The organism is Ochrobactrum sp. CGA5, assembly GCF_006345815.1.
Taxonomy (GTDB): Bacteria; Pseudomonadota; Alphaproteobacteria; order Rhizobiales; family Rhizobiaceae; genus Brucella.
Genome location: NZ_VCIG01000007.1, coordinates 63,542 through 78,146 on the forward strand (window position 1 = coordinate 63,542; position 14,605 = coordinate 78,146).

Below are 14,605 nucleotides of genomic sequence, written 5' to 3' on the forward strand. Positions count from 1 at the left end.
ACATCCAGACTGCGGGAACAAATGACATGACAATCAATTATCGCGAGCTTGAAACCAGCCACGGTCGCATCGCCATCCGTGAAAGCACAGGTGAGGGGGCGCCCTTGCTGATGATCCACGGCAATTCCAGCGCGGGCGCCATATTCGCCCCCCAGCTCGAAGGAGAAATCGGCAGAAAATGGCGGGTGATCGCGCCGGATCTGCCGGGCCATGGTCAATCCGGCGACGCCCTCGACCCGGACCGCAGCTATTCCATGGAAGGCTATGCCGACGCGATGACGGAAGTTCTCGCAAAGCTGGGCATTTTGGATGCGGTCGTCTTCGGCTGGTCACTCGGTGGCCATATCGGCATCGAGATGATTTCACGATATCCCGGCATGCGGGGGCTGATGATTACCGGCACGCCGCCCGTGGCGCGTGAGGAAGTGGGACAGGGATTCAAGAGCGGTCCGGATATGGCACTTGCCGGACAGGAAGTTTTTTCCGCCCGCGATGTCGAATCCTATGCGCGCAGTACCTGCGGCGAACCGTTTGAGGATCAGCTGATCGAGATCGTCGCCCGCACGGACGGACGCGCGCGGCGCATCATGTTCGAAAAATTTGCAGCGGGAACCGGCGGCAACCAGCGCGATATTGTTGCCGATGCCAAACTGCCGATTGCGGTCGTCAACGGTCGCGATGAGCCGTTTGTTGAACTGGATTTCGTCTCGAAAGTCCGTTTCGGCAATCTTTGGGAAGATAAAACCCATATCATCAATGGGGCAGGGCATGCCCCCTTCCGTGAGAAGCCAGCTGTCTTCGACGAGTATCTGCGGCGTTTTATGCGCGACTGCACTGCCTGACCTGCTGCAATCAACAAAAAGACGAAAGGGCCGGATATCCGGCCCTTCTTATAACTTCCTGAGAGCCACTTCTTCGGTCAGATGATCGCTGCCTTTGCGCAGGATCAGATCGGCGCGCGGACGCGTCGGCAGGATATTATCCTTGAGGTTCTTCAGGTTGATATTGTTCCATAGACCTTCGCCAATCGAACGCGCCGCATCTTCCGAAAGCTGCGAATAGCGATGGAAGAAGGATTCCGGATTGACGAAAGCCGTCTCCCGCAGCCGCATGAAGCGGTCAATATACCATTTGTGGATCAGTTGCGTTTCCGCATCAATATAGATCGAAAAGTCGAAGAAGTCGGAAACGAATGGCACCATCTTGCCGTCTTCGGGCAGATCGCGCACCTGAAGCACATTGATGCCTTCAAAAATCAGAATATCCGGCTTGTCCACGATCTGATACTCGCCCGGCAATATGTCGTAGCTCAGATGCGAATAAAGCGGTGCACGAACCTGGCTCATGCCTGCCTTGATCGCTGAGAGAAAACGCAGGACCGCACCGACATCGTAGCTTTCTGGAAAGCCCTTACGCTCCATCATGTTCTGCTCGCGCAGGACTGCGTTAGGGTAGAGAAATCCGTCCGTCGTCACCAGATCGACCTTCGGGCTCGAGGGCCAGCGTGCGAGAAGCTCTTTCAGGATACGCGCCGTCGTGGATTTGCCCACGGCAACCGAACCCGCGATGCCGATAATGAAAGGCGTCTTGAAACTGTCTTCCATATTGAGGAACTGCTTACGCTGCTCAAACAAGAGCTGGCTGGCTTCCACATGTGCGTAGAGCAGGCGAGACAGTGAAAGATAGATGCGCCGCACCTCATCAAGATCAATCGGATCGCCCAGCGAGCGCAGCCGTTTGACCTCTTCATAGGTGAGGGTGAGGGGCGTGTCGGCGCGAAAGCCTGCCCATTCGGTCGCCGTAAAGAAACGGTAAGGCGAGTAACGCGACGGCGTTAGCTGGTCCACTTTTTCCCACATATTGTCGCTGCTCTCCCTCAACGCCAATTCTGCACTAGCAGCTTTCAATTCGCTTTGCATTCAGAGCATTTCCAATTTTTCAAGCAGAGAAAATGCTCTCATCATTTGTTCCATGCATGTCTCCCAAAACCGGTAGCCAATTTTGGAAGACATGCAGTTATACTTTCTAACGACCGGCCTTTTCCTCAAGGCCAGTCTGCGCCGTGCGACGTTGCAACTCTGCAAGAACCTCATCAAGCGGCACATCTGCAACCTTGAGAACCACCAGAAGATGATAAAGCAGGTCAGCGCTTTCCGTGATCACTTCCGCACGGTTGCCTTCAACTGCGGCAATCACCGTTTCAACGGCTTCCTCGCCAAGCTTTTTCGCCGCCCGCGTTTGTCCCTTGGCCACAAGACTTGCCGTATAGGACGAGCCGTCCGTTACGCTGGCACGCTCCGCGACTATCCGTTCAAGATCGGAAAGTGTGAACTCGCTCATCGGGTTTCCTTAAATCTTGTTTTCAACGGACCGGATCAAGCCGCATGGGAATACCAGCTTCGGCCATATAGCGCTTGGCTTCGCCGATCGTATAGGTGCCAAAGTGGAAGATCGACGCGGCCAAAACTGCCGTTGCGTGACCATCACGGATGCCTGCAACCATGTGGTCCAGATTACCAACGCCACCCGAAGCAATAACGGGAACGCGCACGCTGTCGGCAACAGCACGGGTCAATGCCACGTCATAGCCAGCCTTGGTGCCGTCGCGATCCATCGAGGTCAGCAGAATTTCACCAGCGCCCAGCCCAACAACCTTCTGCGCAAATTCCACCGCATCAATGCCGGTCGTCTGACGACCGCCATGGGTGAAGATTTCCCAGCGATCCGCTTCGCCTTCACCCGAAACCTTCTTGGCATCAATCGCCACGACAATGCACTGGTCGCCGAACTTGTCAGCAGCCTCGGCAACAAATTCCGGGTTCTTCACCGCAGCCGTGTTGATCGAAACCTTGTCGGCACCAGCCAGAAGCAGTTTGCGGATGTCAGCGACCTGTCGCACGCCGCCGCCAACGGTCAGCGGCATGAAGCACTGTTCTGCCGTCCGGGCCACCACATCGAAAATTGTCTCGCGATTGTCCGAAGACGCCGTGATATCAAGGAAGCACAGTTCGTCTGCGCCCGCCGCATCATAGGCGCGCGCGGCTTCCACCGGATCACCGGCATCGATCAGATCGACAAAGTTAACCCCCTTGACGACACGTCCATCTTTGACATCAAGACAAGGGATTACGCGTGCTTTCAAAGTCATGCCATTGTTCCCTCATCTGCGCATCCTCGCCGCCGTGCGGCTGCGGGCGACACGGCCCTCAATACAGACAATGCTTCCGCCGGATCGATGCGGCCATCATAAAGCGCGCGACCGGAAATCGCGCCTTCCAGCTTACGCGCATCAGGTGCAGCCAGACGTTTGATGTCATCCATCGAGGCGAGGCCACCTGATGCAATCACCGGGATCGAAACCGCGTCTGCCAGGCCGAGCGTTGAATCCCAGTTGATACCAGCCAGAACGCCGTCGCGGTCGATGTCGGTATAGATGATGGCTGCAACGCCAGCACCTTCAAATTTCTTCGCCAGTTCGACCACGCCCAGCTCGGACGCTTCGGCCCAGCCTTCAACGGCAACATAGCCGCCCTTGGCATCGATGCCGACAGCAACCTGACCCGGAAATTCCTTGCAGGCTTCGATCACCAGTGCTGGATCACGCACGGCAACAGTACCGAGAATGACACGGCGCAGCCCTTTGGAAAGCCAGCTTTCAATATGTTGTAGCGTGCGAATACCGCCGCCAAGCTGAACCGGATTTTTCGTGGCTTTCAGGATCGCTTCCACAGCCTTGCCATTGACGCTTTCGCCAGCAAAGGCACCGTTGAGATCAACCACATGCAGCCATTCAAAGCCCTGATCCTCAAAAGCTTTGGCCTGCGCTGCGGGGTCTTCATTATAGACGGTTGCCTGATCCATGTCTCCGAGCTTGAGGCGCACGCATTGACCGTCTTTCAAATCGATAGCGGGAAAAAGGATCATATCTTCAAGGCTTCCATTTCAGGAAATTGGCAATGAGCGAAAGGCCGAGCAACTGGCTCTTTTCAGGATGGAACTGCGTGCCGATCATGTTGTCGCGGCCAACCATCGCCGTGACATCGCCACCATAATCCGTGACAGCAAGCACGTCCGCTTTGTTCTTCGCGTCGAACATATAGGAATGCACGAAATAGGCATGCAAACCGTTCTCGCCGGTGTCGATACCGTCAAAGACCGGATGCGAATGTTTCACGTGAATCCTGTTCCAGCCGATCTGCGGAATCTTGAGCGCAGGATCAGACGGTGCCATTGCGCGCACATCGCCGGCGATCCAGCCAAGACCCTCGGTCACTTCCTTTTCCAGCCCGCGCTCGGACATGAGTTGCATGCCGACACAGATGCCAAGGAATGGATGGGCTTTTTTCAGAACCACATCTTCAAGCGCTTCCACCATGCCTGAAACGGCATGCAGGCCGCGACGGCAATCGGCATAGGCGCCGACGCCCGGAAGCACGATGCGATCAGCGCTCGCCACCCGATCAGCATCTGCTGTGAGTTCTACCTCGGCATTCACACCGCTCTCATGGGCGGCACGCTCAAAGGCCTTGGTGGCCGAGCGAAGATTGCCGGAACCATAGTCGATAATTGCAACACGCATTTTCAGTTTTCTCCGCGATGACCGACAAACCCGATCGTCGAGCCCAATGAGGAATAGGTGGGGCGAGGGGCCTTTTGCGCCCATTCCGGTGCAGGCGTTTGCGCTGAAACTGTCGTCAGGACCATTGCAGGCTGATCAGCTTCTTCGAGACCGTAGAAATAGCGGACTTCCGCTTCATCCAGATCAGAAGCATCGATGACGGCTTTTTCCACAAACCCCTGACGTTTGAGCTTGGATATCCTCCAATTGACGCCCTCCAGCGCCACAAACAGAGAAACCAGCAAGGTCAGAAACGGAATCACATCAGCTATGCCGAAATAAGTACCGACAAGTCCAAGCAGGATCGAAATGCCCAGAACGGCAAACGCTTCAAACCACAAACGTTGAGTCAGAAGCCAAACGAAGGGAAGGACCAGCGCCAGAACATGGAATCCGTCGCGCACGAAAATTGCCTTTTCAGCATCTTTACTATCGCTCGGTTCCAGCACGACATATTGCGCCATGACTTGTCCTTTCGTTCGGGGTCTATCCCTTTAACGAACCCTTGGTGGAGGGGATTGCATCCTTCTGGCGCGGATCGGTTTCAAGCGCTGTACGCAGAACCCTTGCCACGGCCTTGAAAATCGACTCTGCAATATGGTGATTGTTAGCACCATAATGGTTGTTGATATGAAGCGTGATGCCAGCGTTCATGGCAAAAGCCTGGAAGAATTCGCGCACCAGCTCGGTATCGAATGTGCCGATCTTGGCAGTTGTAAAATTCACGTTCCAGACCAGAAAGGCCCGTCCCGAAACATCGACGGCAGCACCAGTCAGCGTATCGTCCATGGCAAGATCCATCGACGCATAACGCACGATGCCGCGACGCTCGCCCAAGGCTTTCGCCACAGCCTGACCCAATGCAATGCCGGTATCTTCCACCGTGTGATGATCATCAATATGCAGATCACCCTTGGCCATCACGCGCATGTCAATGAGCGAATGTCGGGAAAGCTGCTCCAGCATATGATCGAAGAAGCCGACACCGGTGGTGATGTCAAACTTGCCGTTACCGTCCAGATCGACGGAAACGGCAATGCTCGTTTCCTTGGTCGAACGTTCGATGCTTGCTTTGCGGGCGCTTTCTGCAGTCATAAGCTTTCCTCATTCAATAGCTTGGAGGCGTTCTAGAACAGCTTGCCCACTTTGCCAATTCCTTTTGCCGGGTTGGCAAGCTGCAAATCGGCATTTGCAATTCGTCCGTACGTTCTTAAATATTCTCAGCGAAGCACGATTCATCCACCGCTGGCTGGCCGAACCTGTTTCCTCAACAGAGCGCATCCCGAAAAGTGCAAAGCGGTTTTCGGAACCAGATGTGCGACAAAAGCAGTTAGAGTATTTCCAATGATTCAAGCAAAACAGGAAATGCTTTAGATCAAGGGGCGTCTGCAATTGCCTTCCGGGATTGCATATGCCGCCAAAGGAGCATCCATGATCGAACATAATCCCACGACGATCTACGGCACGACTATCGTTACCGTTCGCAAGGGCGGCAAGGTCGTCATCGCGGGCGACGGACAGGTTTCGCTCGGCAATACCGTCATGAAGGGCAATGCGCGAAAGGTTCGCCGCATCGGCAAGGGCAATGTGATTGCCGGTTTCGCAGGTGCAACCGCCGATGCCTTCACCCTTCTGGAACGCCTCGAAGCGAAACTCGAACAATATCCAGACCAGCTTATGCGGGCTTCTGTCGAACTTGCCAAGGACTGGCGCACTGATCGCTACTTGCGCAAGCTGGAAGCCATGATGCTGGTCGCCGACAGCAAGGTGACGCTGGCGCTGACCGGCACCGGCGATGTGCTTGAACCCGAACATGGCGTGATGGCCATCGGTTCCGGCGGCAACTATGCGCTGGCTGCTGCCCGCGCGCTGGTCGATACGGACAAGTCCGCCGAGGAAATCGCCCGCAAGGCGATGGATATCGCTGCCGATATTTGCATCTACACCAACCACAACATCATCGTGGAAAGCCTGGACGCAGAATGAGCTCGCTCGCACAGGCTTCAAAACTGAGTGCGCAACGCTGGGGTCTGGGTGCCCTTATCGTTTTCGCCATACTCGCGGTCCAAGCCTTATGGCTTTACCTCGACGGGCGGATCGCTATGTGCGAATGCGGGACCATAAAGTTATGGTCTGGTTCGCTGATGACCGAAAACTCGCAGCATATATCCGACTGGTATACGCTGTCACACGTCATCCATGGCTTTCTGTTCTACTGGCTGTTCACGGTCATTGCACCCAAAGCCCCGCTCGGCTTGAGACTTGCAGCTGCGGTCGGCATCGAAGCCGTATGGGAACTGGTCGAGAACTCGAACTTCATCATCGAGCGCTATCGGGCAAATACGTCCTCGGTGGACTATTTCGGCGACAGCATCGTGAATTCGGTCTCAGACACGGTTGCCGCCCTGTTCGGCTTTCTGATTGCATCCAAACTACCAACGAAAATAACCGTCGCCATCGCGCTGTTCTTTGAAGTTCTGGCGCTGATCGTCATTCGCGACAATCTTACGCTCAACGTGATCATGCTGCTGCATCCGTTCGAGTTCATCAAGCAGTGGCAAAGTGGGTTATAATTATGAGTAATTTCTCTCCCCGTGAGATCGTCTCCGAACTCGACCGCTTCATCATCGGCCAGAACGACGCCAAGCGCGCGGTCGCTATCGCGCTGCGCAATCGCTGGCGTCGCCAGCAGCTCGAAGGCCAGATGCGCGAAGAGGTAATGCCAAAGAATATCCTGATGATCGGACCGACCGGCGTCGGCAAGACGGAAATTTCCCGGCGCCTCGCAAAACTGGCCGGTGCGCCATTCGTCAAGGTGGAAGCAACCAAGTTCACCGAAGTCGGCTATGTCGGCCGCGACGTCGAGCAGATCGTTCGCGATCTCGTCGAGGTTGCCATCACGCTCGTCCGTGAAAAACGCCGCGAGGACGTGAAGGCCAAGGCGCATCTCAATGCAGAAGAACGGGTGCTGGATGCGCTGGTTGGCAAGACCGCCAGCCCCGCCACTCGCGACAGCTTCCGCAAGAAATTGCGCAATGGCGAAATGGACGACAAGGAAATCGAAATCGAAGTCGCCGATACCGGCTCGGGTCCAAGCTTTGAAATTCCGGGTATGCCGGGCGCCAATATCGGCGTCATGAACCTGTCCGACATGCTGGGCAAGGCCATGGGCGGACGTACCAAGACACGCAAGACCACAGTCAAGGATTCCTATCCGATCCTGATCAACGATGAATCCGACAAGCTTCTGGATCAGGACCAGATCGTGCAGGAAGCGCTCCGCGTCACCGAAGACGAAGGCATCGTGTTCATCGACGAAATAGACAAGATCGCATCGCGCGAAGGCGGTATGGGTGCCGGTGTGTCACGCGAAGGCGTGCAGCGCGATCTGCTGCCGCTGGTAGAGGGCACGACGGTTGCAACCAAATACGGACCGGTCAAGACCGACCACGTATTGTTCATCGCATCCGGTGCGTTCCACGTGTCCAAACCGTCCGACCTGCTGCCGGAATTGCAGGGCCGTCTGCCGATCCGAGTGGAACTCAACGCGCTGACGCGCGAAGACTTCCGCCGCATCCTGACAGAAACCGAAGCGAGCCTGATCAAGCAGTATATCGCTCTGATGGAGACGGAAGAGGTGAAGCTCGACATCACCGATGACGCCATCGACGCCTTGGCCGATATTGCTGTCGATCTGAATGCAACAGTAGAAAATATCGGTGCGCGTCGGCTGCAGACGGTGATGGAACGCGTTCTGGACGAGATTTCATTCACCGCGCCCGACAAAACCGGTGCGACATTCGTCATCGATGCGGCCTATGTAAAAGACAAGATCGGCAGCCTTGCCAAGAATACAGATCTGTCGCGCTTCATCCTGTAAAAGTGGCCATAAAGCCACGGAGCGAGTTCACTTTCGTAAATACTGCAAAAACCCCTCGACTTGCATCGGGGGGTTTTTTATTTTCGCCGCAAATTTTCCCGTATATTCACGATAGCAGGACAGTTCCCTTACAATGATCAGAATAATGGGCGCAAAGCCGCGACGTACCTTTGCCGGATTTGTCCTGGCTATCAGCCTTGCCTGCCAGAGCGCCTATGCGGCAACGGTCGTGCCCCCGGGCAATCGCAATTTGGAACAGCCGCCGATTCCCGGCGCATCGGCCAAGCGCACGCGTGAGCTCAGCACGACATACGAGAAGAAATATCAGAAGATCTACAATCTCCTGAAAAAGGATGCCTCGCTGCGCTCCAAGATCCGGTCGACAGCAGCAGCCTATGGCATTGATCCTGTCCACATCGTCGGCGCGATTGTGGGCGAGCACACCTATAATGTCGACGTCTACGACCGGCTCCAGACCTACTACGTCAAAGCCATGTCCTATGTGAACCAAGGCGTAAGCTTCGGCTACAATGGTGAAAGCATCGGTCAGTTCATCAAACGACCGGAATTTGCCGACTGCCTGAAATTCAAGGACAGCTATTCGCTATGGTCCTGTCGCGAAAATGTCTGGAACAAAAGTTTCCGCGGCAGATCGGTCGACGGCAACGCATATCCCAACAATCGTTTCAGCGCGGTTTTCTTCCAGCCGTTCTATGCCGGGCAGACGTTCGGTCTCGGTCAGATCAATCCGCTGACAGCCTTGCAAATGTCCGACATGGTGCACCGCGTTTCTGGCCTGCCTAAACTCGATGCCGAAGACGGAAATGCCGTCTACAAGACGATCATGGATCCAGATCTGACCTTGCCTTACATTGCAGCAACGTTGAAACAGTCGATCAACGCCTACCGACAGATTGCCGATTTCGATATTTCGAAAAATCCTGGGCTGACGGCAACGCTCTACAACACCGGTGGCGCAGAAGCACGAGCCCGGGCGCTGGCCAGCGAAAATGCCAAACGAAAAGCTGCTGGCCAGGAACCGACGCTACCGCAGGAAAACTACTATGGCTGGCTGGTGAATTCCAAGCTCGACGAGCTTAAGGCGCTTTTCTAATTTATCTGAACGGGTTTGATACCACGGCGGCGCTTGCGCGCTGCCTCTATTTCTTCGCTGAGATGCCTTATTGTCTCGCGGTCTATGATGCGGATATTGCGCGCCAGAAGATTGGCGAGTTCCGTGGCCTGCGGTGACAGGCCAGACGTGTCGATCACCACGCGGGGATGCGATACGGCGGCAAGATTCTGCAACTCTTCCGCCTCGTCCCAGATGATATTGAAGTAGGTGATGATACGCTGAAGCAGGTCCCAGGTCGGCTGGCCGCGCCGGCCATGTTCCAGTGCAGACAGATAGGCGGGTGAAACGCGAAGCGCTGCCGCCATATCCTTCTGCGTCACACCGCGTTCTTCCCGCAATTCACGCAGGCGTATTCCAAATGGCGTCATCGCGGCCTGCTTCCTCCCGGCAGTATCTGCTGTGCTTTGTTTTGGGTCTGGCGGCGAAGCCGTACATAAAGGGCGCCATGCCCGCCATGATGCCGAGCCGCATCCTCATAGGCACTCACCAGAAGCCGGAACAGCGGTGTAGAGAACCAATGGGGCACCGCCTGTCGCAAAATTCCTTCGCTACCAAATGAACGGCCTTTGCCGGTAATGACCATGACATGACGCAAGCCACGTGCATGAGCGCTGACCAGAAATCCATAGAGCAGGCCGTGCGCCTCTCCCTGCGTGAGACCATGCAGATCGATGCGGGCCTCAATATCAACACGGCCTTTTGCAAGCTTTCTATGCGTCGGCTTGTCGAGTGACCGAATCTGCATTTCGCCGAGCGCCGACAAGCCCTTCTTCGGTTTGCTCGTTTCGACCACAGGCTGAAGCTTCGCCTTGGGAGGGCGCTTGTCTTCTTCCGCCATCAACGATTCGAAGTCGGGAAGCTCATCCTGTTTCGCGTTTGGCTTGATCAGGGGCTTTGCGGTTTTCGCAACCGCTTCCCACAGGATACGGTCTTCGGGCCGCAAATAATCCTTTTCCGGCTTTCCGGTCTCGCGCGCCATCCCGCTCAGGCCTCCAGAAGCCCGCGCGGCACAAGCGCATAAAAGTCGGCATCATCCTTCACGCCGCCGGCGATCTCGCCTGCAGTATCGCCGGAGCCTGCGAACAGATCGCCGCGGGCGGGGCCAACGATCGCCGTTCCCGTATCCTGCGCGATCATCAGGCGTGCAAAGGGTTCGCCGTCAAAGACAGTGACATTGGGTGCGCTAATATAGATCGGCGTTCCGAATGTGTGGAGTAATTTGTCGACAGCAAGCGAACGCCCGGCAGTCAGCGGGACTTTTGCTGCCGCAATCGGACCGGCGTTAGGGTCGTCCACCGGAGCTTCCCGGAAAAAAATGTAGGATCGGTTCTGCCAGATGAGTTCATCGGCCTTGTCTGGATGCTCGGTCAGCCAGCGGCGGATCGACTGCATGGAAATCTCTGAAGCCGGAATTTCACCATTCGCAACCAAAATACGGCCAATGCCTGTAAACGGGTGGCCGGATTTGGCTGCATATGTAATGCGCATCAACCCACCATCGCGCAGTTTGAGGCGCGCAGCACCCTGCACATGCGCGAAAAAGGCATCGACCCGGTCGGCGATAAAAGCAATTTCCAGCCCGCGCCCGGAAAGGCATCCCTGTTCGATTGTCCGACGGTCGTCATATTCCGCAAGACCGGTCTTGGTTCGACGCGCAAAGGCAAAGGACGGATCGAGGCCCGCCGGGCGGTTTTCGTCTGTTACCTTCACAAGGTCGTCGGGCTGGCGCAGGAAGGGCACTTTGAACCGGCCGTCGGCCTGGAGAGAAGCTTCGATCTCCGGTTCATAGAAAGCGGTGACAAAGCCTTTTCCCTGATTGGCAGCGATCTGGCAGGGGGTGAAATTCCGTTCAAAAAAAACGCGTGCATCTTCCACACCCGGATTGTCGAGGTTGCGCGCGGCCGCAAAGATCGGCTCCAGGGCCTCGAAACGGATGCCGAGACCGCCGCTCTTGTAAGTTTGGTGTGACGCATAATCGGCAGAACGGCGAAACGCAGCGAATGCTGCAGACTGATCGTCCCGGTTCCAGCCCGGACAATCGGAAAAAGCCACCGGGCGCAAAATCCTCGCCAAGCCGTTCATCGCCGCATCCGTCTAACTATGCACAAACAAAAAGGCCGCTGAGGTGGGTCAGCGGCCCGATTCACACGCTTTCTCTTAGTCTTCCGCCTCGGTCGCGACAAGCTTCCAATTTGGATCACGCGATCGTGTATCGCGGGCAAACGTCCAGAGATCCTTAATCTCAAGCACATTTTCCGGATCACCATCGATCAGTTTTCCGTCCTTGTCATAGGTGGAGGAAATCATCTGGCTGACGATGTTGACCGTCACGTGCGCTTCCGATCCTTTCATCTCGGCACCGGCAACTTCTGCCTTATCAATGCCAACAAAGGACGAACGCACGCTTTCACCGCGGGCTTCACGCTCATCAATTGCCGAAACGAACCCCTCAAAAACATCTTTGGAGAGCAGGTTCTTCAGAACATTTCGATCACCGTCGGCGAAGGACATTACGATCATTTCATAAGCGATCTTCACGCCATCCACGAAGCTGGGCGGATCGAACGATGGATCGGCAGCATAAATCGCGCGCAGACCATCATTGACCGGCGTACCAGCCGGAGCGGCTTTGTCGATAGCGGTGAAATCTTTTTCGCCCGCACGGCGTGGCAGGGAAACGACGTTGTCCATTTCACCGCTGGCCGGTGAAGTATCGGCACTGCGAGCTGATGTGTAAGGATCGAAGGGAGGTTTTTCACTTCCGGTACGACGGCCAAGAACATTCCTCAGCTGGAGAAAGATAATCACCGCTGCGATGAAGAAGAATATCGTGCCAAAATCAAAAAATTCCATGCCGCCTGCCGCTAATTGAAGGAACAGGCATTTCGCCTTTCCCTATCCCTAGTTTGTATTTCATACATATAGATCGGCTTACGTCATCATTCAAATCCCGATCATGCGTACCTATTTGATATTGCATGACAGACAGTTTCAATTTCGTTCCGAACCTGAAAAAGTTACAATTCCGGCTAAACTGAAAAAGTGAAGCCAAACAACAAAGGTCGTAATTTACGTGTCCTCCTCTCTCGCCCCACTCATCATGCTGGCGATGCCCTTCATCGAAATTGCCGGTTTCGTCATCATCGGCAGCAAGATCGGCGTTTTCGCGACTTTGGGTCTTATTATTCTGAGCGCAATGCTGGGTTTCTTTCTGCTGCGTGTTCAGGGCATCGGGCTTTTGCAGCGCATTCGCACCGAAGCCGCGGCTGGTCGCGTACCGGATCGCGAAATGGTGCATGGCGCCATGCTGGTTTTGGCGGCGATCCTGCTGATTGTGCCCGGCTTTGTGAGCAGCGCTATCGGCATTTTGCTGTTCATTCCGTTCATTCGCGATTTCATGTGGGAGAAATTCATGCGCGGTCGCATGGTCGTCGCTACGACCACGCGCTATTCGGACAGTTATGGACACCAGCGCCCAGGTTCAAATCCGCGTCAGGACCATATCATCGATCTCGATCCCGAGGATTACACCACAAGGCCGAATGAAAACTCGCCATGGAAAGACGACCGCAAAGATCATTGAATGCGCAAATACTAACCTAAAAAGCCTTTCTTGCCTCATGTCCGCGCACATGCTAGCCAAACATTCCGACCTTTCGGTGCAAGCTGAATGCAGCTCGCGCCGGAGAGGACAAAAATTTTAATCATCGATAGAAGGCATACCCATAATGAGCGATAAGGCCGCGGGCGAAGTAAAGAACGGGAATGGCGCGACGGCTGAGCCGTCCCTCAACATTCTGGCGCAATATGTGAAGGACCTTTCCTTTGAGAGCCCCGGCGCGCCGCTGTCGCTGCGTCCGCGCGAAAAGGCACCGTCCATCAACATCAACGTGAACGTAAACGCCAATCCGCTTTCCGAAACGGATTTCGACGTTGTGCTGACGCTGGAAGCCAAGGCCGTTGACGGCAAGGATGTCCTCTTCAACACCGAACTCGTCTATGGCGGCGTGTTTCGCATTCAGGGCATCCCGCAGGAGCACATGCTTCCGCTTCTGTTCATCGAATGCCCGCGTCTTCTGTTCCCGTTCGCTCGCCAGATCATTGCTGACGCGACGCGCAACGGTGGCTACCCGCCGCTGATGATCGACCCGATCGATTTCGCGCAGATGTTCCAGCAGCGTATGGCCGAAGAACAGGCCAAGTCCGCTGTAAAGAGCTGATCGACTGCTTCATGATGCAAAAAGCCCGGCTGAGCCGGGCTTTTTTCGTTCAGGGTAGATATTTTTTCCAGATGGCCTTGTCCCCCAACTTACCGACAAGCGCCGCGTGTGCAGCGCGCTCTGCATCGGAAACCCGTGGCGCAATAGGCCTCGGGCGGGAGGCAAGAACAATTGACACAGCGCTCTGCCCGGTATTGTTGCCGCTTGTGACATCGCCCATGCTAAGTCCAAGCGCCGTCTGCTTGCCGCCGATCAGTTCGATATAGACTTCAGCCAAAATCTCGGAATCGAGCAATGCGCCGTGCAGGGTACGGTGTCCATTTTCGATGCCATAGCGTTTGCACAGCGCATCGAGCGAATTTGGCCCCATCGGATGCTTGCGGCGAGCAAGCGCCAATGTGTCGATAATGCGTTCCGACTGGATTTCAGCCTGTCCAAGCCTTGCCAGTTCAGCGTTGATGAAGCCGAGGTCGAACATGGCATTGTGTGCCACCAGCTTAGCACCATCGAAAAACTCGAGAAACTCGTCCAGAATTTCCGCGAATGTCGGCTTGTCCAGCAATTGTTCATTGCTGATGCCGTGCACCGCGAGCGCCTCTGGGTGAACCTGACGTCCCTGCGGGTTGATGTATTTATGGAAAGTACGGCCTGTGGGGAACTTGTTGATCAGTTCCACGCCGCCGATTTCGATCACACGGTCCTCAAGCCTTTCCAGACCGGTGGTTTCCGTATCGAAAACGATTTCACGCATT

General features: G+C 55.4%; 19 protein-coding genes. 7 read left to right on the plus strand and 12 right to left on the minus strand.

Annotated elements, in window-relative coordinates:
* Window positions 1-26: 26 nt before the first annotated feature.
* Window positions 27-842, plus strand: coding sequence for an alpha/beta hydrolase (locus tag FJQ48_RS08265; protein ID WP_139974710.1), 816 nt, complete (start codon window positions 27-29; stop codon window positions 840-842).
* A 48-nt stretch (window positions 843-890) separates the two neighbouring features.
* On the opposite strand, the gene coaA is transcribed toward FJQ48_RS08265, so the two are convergent.
* The 7 genes from coaA to hisB form a co-directional block, all read right to left on the minus strand.
* On the minus strand, window positions 891-1,859 hold the full coding sequence (gene coaA / locus FJQ48_RS08270) for a type I pantothenate kinase (protein WP_139974888.1): 969 nt from the start codon (window positions 1,857-1,859) through the stop codon (window positions 891-893).
* A gap of 166 nt (window positions 1,860-2,025) precedes the next feature.
* A complete protein-coding gene (locus tag FJQ48_RS08275) occupies window positions 2,026-2,340 on the minus strand; it encodes a phosphoribosyl-ATP diphosphatase (protein WP_139974711.1) in 315 nt (104 codons plus the stop codon).
* A 22-nt stretch (window positions 2,341-2,362) separates the two neighbouring features.
* Window positions 2,363-3,148: an imidazole glycerol phosphate synthase subunit HisF gene (gene hisF, locus FJQ48_RS08280; RefSeq protein ID WP_139974712.1), complete on the minus strand. Its 786-nt coding sequence runs from the start codon at window positions 3,146-3,148 to the stop codon at window positions 2,363-2,365.
* Entirely contained in the window at window positions 3,145-3,924 is a 780-nt protein-coding gene (gene hisA / locus FJQ48_RS08285) for a 1-(5-phosphoribosyl)-5-[(5-phosphoribosylamino)methylideneamino]imidazole-4-carboxamide isomerase (RefSeq protein WP_139974713.1), read from the minus strand. The genes hisF and hisA overlap by 4 nt, the downstream gene beginning before the upstream one ends.
* 4 nt (window positions 3,925-3,928) lie before the next feature.
* A complete protein-coding gene (gene hisH, locus FJQ48_RS08290) occupies window positions 3,929-4,579 on the minus strand; it encodes an imidazole glycerol phosphate synthase subunit HisH (RefSeq protein ID WP_139974714.1) in 651 nt (216 codons plus the stop codon).
* A gap of 2 nt (window positions 4,580-4,581) precedes the next feature.
* Window positions 4,582-5,082 (minus strand): DUF2628 domain-containing protein, encoded by a 501-nt coding sequence (locus FJQ48_RS08295; RefSeq protein WP_139974715.1) that lies wholly within the window; start codon window positions 5,080-5,082, stop codon window positions 4,582-4,584.
* A 22-nt stretch (window positions 5,083-5,104) separates the two neighbouring features.
* Window positions 5,105-5,713: an imidazoleglycerol-phosphate dehydratase HisB gene (hisB, locus tag FJQ48_RS08300; protein ID WP_007872453.1), complete on the minus strand. Its 609-nt coding sequence runs from the start codon at window positions 5,711-5,713 to the stop codon at window positions 5,105-5,107.
* A gap of 336 nt (window positions 5,714-6,049) precedes the next feature.
* Here hisB and hslV point away from each other — a divergent pair, with 336 nt between their 5' ends.
* The 4 genes from hslV (at window position 6,050) to FJQ48_RS08320 (ending at window position 9,612) form a co-directional block, all read left to right on the plus strand.
* A complete protein-coding gene (hslV, locus tag FJQ48_RS08305; RefSeq protein ID WP_139974716.1) occupies window positions 6,050-6,604 on the plus strand; it encodes an ATP-dependent protease subunit HslV in 555 nt (184 codons plus the stop codon).
* On the plus strand, window positions 6,601-7,191 hold the full coding sequence (locus FJQ48_RS08310; RefSeq protein WP_139974717.1) for a DUF2585 domain-containing protein: 591 nt from the start codon (window positions 6,601-6,603) through the stop codon (window positions 7,189-7,191). Before hslV ends, FJQ48_RS08310 begins: the two co-directional genes overlap by 4 nt.
* 2 nt (window positions 7,192-7,193) lie before the next feature.
* On the plus strand, window positions 7,194-8,498 hold the full coding sequence (hslU, locus tag FJQ48_RS08315) for an ATP-dependent protease ATPase subunit HslU (protein ID WP_139974718.1): 1,305 nt from the start codon (window positions 7,194-7,196) through the stop codon (window positions 8,496-8,498).
* A 133-nt stretch (window positions 8,499-8,631) separates the two neighbouring features.
* Window positions 8,632-9,612 carry a DUF1402 family protein gene (locus tag FJQ48_RS08320; protein ID WP_247870333.1) on the plus strand — a complete coding sequence of 327 codons (981 nt, stop codon included), beginning with the start codon at window positions 8,632-8,634 and terminating at the stop codon, window positions 9,610-9,612.
* On the opposite strand, the gene FJQ48_RS08325 is transcribed toward FJQ48_RS08320, so the two are convergent.
* The 4 genes from FJQ48_RS08325 to FJQ48_RS08340 form a co-directional block, all read right to left on the minus strand.
* On the minus strand, window positions 9,609-10,001 hold the full coding sequence (locus FJQ48_RS08325; protein ID WP_139974719.1) for a helix-turn-helix transcriptional regulator: 393 nt from the start codon (window positions 9,999-10,001) through the stop codon (window positions 9,609-9,611). The genes FJQ48_RS08320 and FJQ48_RS08325 overlap by 4 nt on opposite strands.
* Entirely contained in the window at window positions 9,998-10,612 is a 615-nt protein-coding gene (locus FJQ48_RS08330; RefSeq protein ID WP_139974720.1) for a Smr/MutS family protein, read from the minus strand. The genes FJQ48_RS08325 and FJQ48_RS08330 overlap by 4 nt, the downstream gene beginning before the upstream one ends.
* Window positions 10,613-10,617: 5 nt before the next feature.
* A complete protein-coding gene (locus FJQ48_RS08335; RefSeq protein ID WP_139974721.1) occupies window positions 10,618-11,715 on the minus strand; it encodes a murein transglycosylase A in 1,098 nt (365 codons plus the stop codon).
* Between the two features lie 75 nt (window positions 11,716-11,790).
* Window positions 11,791-12,486 (minus strand): Tim44/TimA family putative adaptor protein, encoded by a 696-nt coding sequence (locus FJQ48_RS08340; protein WP_139974722.1) that lies wholly within the window; start codon window positions 12,484-12,486, stop codon window positions 11,791-11,793.
* A 220-nt stretch (window positions 12,487-12,706) separates the two neighbouring features.
* On the opposite strand from FJQ48_RS08340, the gene FJQ48_RS08345 reads away from it, so the two are divergent.
* Window positions 12,707-13,216 carry an FxsA family protein gene (locus FJQ48_RS08345; RefSeq protein ID WP_139974723.1) on the plus strand — a complete coding sequence of 170 codons (510 nt, stop codon included), beginning with the start codon at window positions 12,707-12,709 and terminating at the stop codon, window positions 13,214-13,216.
* A 145-nt stretch (window positions 13,217-13,361) separates the two neighbouring features.
* A complete protein-coding gene (gene secB, locus FJQ48_RS08350) occupies window positions 13,362-13,853 on the plus strand; it encodes a protein-export chaperone SecB (RefSeq protein ID WP_010657658.1) in 492 nt (163 codons plus the stop codon).
* A 49-nt stretch (window positions 13,854-13,902) separates the two neighbouring features.
* On the opposite strand, the gene dnaQ is transcribed toward secB, so the two are convergent.
* On the minus strand, window positions 13,903-14,604 hold the full coding sequence (dnaQ, locus tag FJQ48_RS08355) for a DNA polymerase III subunit epsilon (protein ID WP_139974724.1): 702 nt from the start codon (window positions 14,602-14,604) through the stop codon (window positions 13,903-13,905).
* Window position 14,605: the final 1 nt, after the last annotated feature.